Origin of the sequence: Roseomonas sp. 18066 (genome assembly GCF_902706185.1) — a bacterium.
Classification (GTDB): domain Bacteria; phylum Pseudomonadota; class Alphaproteobacteria; order Acetobacterales; family Acetobacteraceae; genus Pseudoroseomonas.
Map to the genome: position 1 here is coordinate 1 of NZ_CACSJM010000284.1, position 2,777 is coordinate 2,777.

At 73.1% G+C, this 2,777-nt stretch carries 3 protein-coding genes and 1 pseudogene; 2 read left to right on the forward strand and 2 right to left on the reverse strand.

The features are described from left to right. Window positions 1–758 (reverse strand): tripartite tricarboxylate transporter substrate binding protein (locus GVN67_RS28635; RefSeq protein WP_160000704.1); only part of this gene is annotated, 758 nt, incomplete at its 3' end. A gap of 115 nt (window positions 759–873) precedes the next feature. Here GVN67_RS28635 and GVN67_RS28640 point away from each other — a divergent pair. Together GVN67_RS28640 and GVN67_RS28645 are read left to right on the forward strand one after the other, a co-directional pair. Then, complete coding sequence (locus GVN67_RS28640) at window positions 874–1,674, forward strand: polysaccharide pyruvyl transferase family protein (RefSeq protein WP_160000705.1); 801 nt, start codon at window positions 874–876, stop codon at window positions 1,672–1,674. A 5-nt stretch (window positions 1,675–1,679) separates the two neighbouring features. Further along, a complete protein-coding gene (locus GVN67_RS28645; protein WP_160000706.1) occupies window positions 1,680–2,654 on the forward strand; it encodes a hypothetical protein in 975 nt (324 codons plus the stop codon). Here GVN67_RS28645 and GVN67_RS28650 read toward each other — a convergent pair. Next, window positions 2,651–2,777, reverse strand: a pseudogene (locus tag GVN67_RS28650) (IS5/IS1182 family transposase); the annotation flags it as partial. The gene GVN67_RS28645 and the pseudogene GVN67_RS28650 overlap by 4 nt on opposite strands.

Genomic DNA, 2,777 nt, shown 5'->3' on the forward strand with positions numbered 1-2,777 from the left:
GTGCGGGCGGGGGCGAACAGGCCGAACCAGGCGTCCACCGCCAGGTAGGGGGCGCCGGCCTCCTCGGCGGTCGGGACCTCGGCGATCTCGGCCAGGCGCTCGGGCGTGCCGATGGCCAGCACCCGCAGCTTGCCCTCGCGCACCAGCGGCGCGACGGAAGGGTAGGTCGCCACGTAGAAATCGACATAGCCGGCGGCGGTGTCGTCGGCGGCCGCGCCGGCGCCGCGATAGGGGGCGTGCTGCGCCTTCAGCCCGGCGCGGCGGACCAGGGCCTCGCCCAGGATATGGCTGGCCGAGCCCGCCTGGGAGGAGGCGTAGGTCAGCGTCGCCCCGCCGCGGCCGCGGGCGATCAGCGCCGCCAGCGTCGCATCCGGCGCGTCCTTCGCCACCACCAGCGCGTGCGGGACGGTGGCCAGGCGGGCGACGGGGGTGAAGCTGTCGATCACCTGGTAGGGCAGGCGGGGCATCATCGCCTGGTTGCTGGCATGGGTCTGGTTGTGGCCGAGCACCAGGGTGTTGCCGTCCGGCGCCGCCTTGGCCGCGGCATCGGCGCCGACCACGCCGCCGGCGCCGGCGCGGTTGTCGATGGCGACCGGCTGGCCCAGGGCGGCGGCGGCCCGCTCGCCGAGGGCGCGCGCCAGGATATCGGTGGAGCCGCCGGGGGGCGCCGGGATGATGATGCGCAGCGGCGTTGCCTGGGCGCGCGCGGCTGCCGGCAAGGCGAGGCCTGCGGCCAGGGCAAGGCGGCGCGTGAGCATGGGCACCCTCGGGAACGTGAGGGACCTAGGTCGCCCGATGTGCGAAGAACGTCAAGGTTTCTGGCAGCCGCCGACCCCGCGTGCCCTTCCCTCGTTCCTGGACTTTTCGTGCTGCATGACTGAGCCCCCCCTGTTCTTCTGGCGCCAGGAGCGCGAGATCGGCAATTTCGGCGACGCCCTGGCCCTGGTCTTCCTGAAGCGGTTCTTCGCCGGCGAATGCCACTACCCGCGGCATGTGCTGCACCTGCTGGGCAGCGTCGTCACCGAGCGGCGGATCGAGGCCGTGCAGGCCGAAGCCAGGCAGGCGCTGTTCTGGGGATGTGGCAAGAAGGATGACCAGCCGCTGCCGGCGGCGCTGCGGCAGCGCTGCACCTTCCTCGGCATCCGCGGCGCGCTCAGCCGGGACGCGCTGGGGCTGCCGCGCGACACGCCGCTGGGCGACCCGGCGCTGCTGCTGCCGCGCTGCTACCGGCCGCAGCATGACCCGGTGGCGGCCGGCAAGGTGTTGTGGGTGCCGCATGTGCATCACGATGACCCGACGGCGCAGGACCTGGAGGGCTGCCCGCCGCATCTGGTGCGCCGCGCCGACACCCCCAACACCGCCGAGGCCTGCGAAAGCTTCATCGACGCCATCGCCTCGGCGCGCTTCGTCATGGCGAACGCCATGCATGCGGCGGTGGTGGCGCTGGCCTATGGCACGCCCTTCGCCTTCTGGGCGGGCAGCGGCATCAACGTGCCCTTCAAGTGGCGCGACCTGACCAGCGCCGCCGGGCTGGAGCTGGCCTTCCACCGGAGCTTCCCCGAGGCGGCCCGCGCCTTCGACCGCACCCGCCCCGACCGCGCCTTCGCGGGGCTGGACCTGGACCCGCTGCTGCGGGTCGCCCCCTATGCGCGGCAGCCGGCCGCCGGGGCCTGACCGGCATGGCGCTGGTGGCCGGGGCGACCCGGATCTTCGACAACGAGGCGCTGGTGCCGGAAGCCTGGCGAGAACACCGCTCGGACGGGTTCCGGGTGTTCAACCCGACCCTGCTGCCCGGGCCGGGGGGCGGCTTCGTCATGGCCTATCGCGTGGTCTCGGCGGCGCTGGGGCGGAAGATCGCGCTGTGCCGGCTGGATGCCGGGCTCGAGCCCGTGCCCGGCAGCGTGACGCCGTTCCAACCGGAGCCGCTGCTGGCGGCCGGGCGCTTCACCGAGGCGACGCGGGCCTGGCAGGCCGACCCGCGCTTCTTCCAGCTCGACGGCCGCGCCTGGCTCTATTGGAACGACGGCTACAAGCGGCCGCACAACAACCAGTTCATCCTCGAGCTCGACCCGGCGACGCTGGCGCCGCTCGGCCGGCCGAAGCTGCTGACCCGGGCCGGCGGGCGGCAGATGATCGAGAAGAACTGGGGGCTGTTCTTCGAGGAGGGGATCCGCGCGCTCTATGCCGCCGATCCCTTCACCCTGCTGCAGGCCGGGGCCATGGGCGAGGAGGAGCTGGTCTTCGCCGAGGTGCTGACGCTGCCTGGGCCGCCGGCAGCGCCGGGGCTGGGGGTGCTGCGCGGCGGCGCGGCGCCGGTGCTGTTCGAGGGCGAGTATTACAGCTTCTGCCATGCGGTGACGCAGGAGACGAAGCGGCTGCGGCATTACGAGGCGGCGGTGCACAGCTTCGCCGCCGGCCCGCAGGCCGGGCCGCGGCGCGCGGCCCTCCGGCCCCTGGCGCTGCCCAATCCCTTCGGCGGCGGGACGCGGTATCCGCCGCTGAACCCGCTGGCCGGCCGCATCATCTATGTCTGTGGCGCGCTGCGGCTGCCGGCGGGCTGGCTGCTGTCTTACGGCATCAATGACGAGCGCTGCGCCCTGCACCTGCTGTCCCAGGCCGAGGTCGACGCCCACATGGCGCCCCCGCCCGGCTAGGTCACGGACTCATAATGCCGCAGCCATAGCCTTGACCCGACAAGGTGTAGGGCAGCGAGGTAGTTGCGCGAGAGCTTGTCGAAGCGGGTGGCGATGCGTCGGAAGTGCTTCATTCGATTGAAG

Bases quoted from the DNA above. Each gene is read 5' to 3' on its own strand.
- GVN67_RS28645 (WP_160000706.1), top strand. From the start codon at position 1,680: ATGGCGCTGGTGGCCGGGGCGACCCGGATCTTCGACAACGAGGCGCTG.
- GVN67_RS28640 (WP_160000705.1), top strand. From the start codon at position 874: ATGACTGAGCCCCCCCTGTTCTTCTGGCGCCAGGAGCGCGAGATCGGC.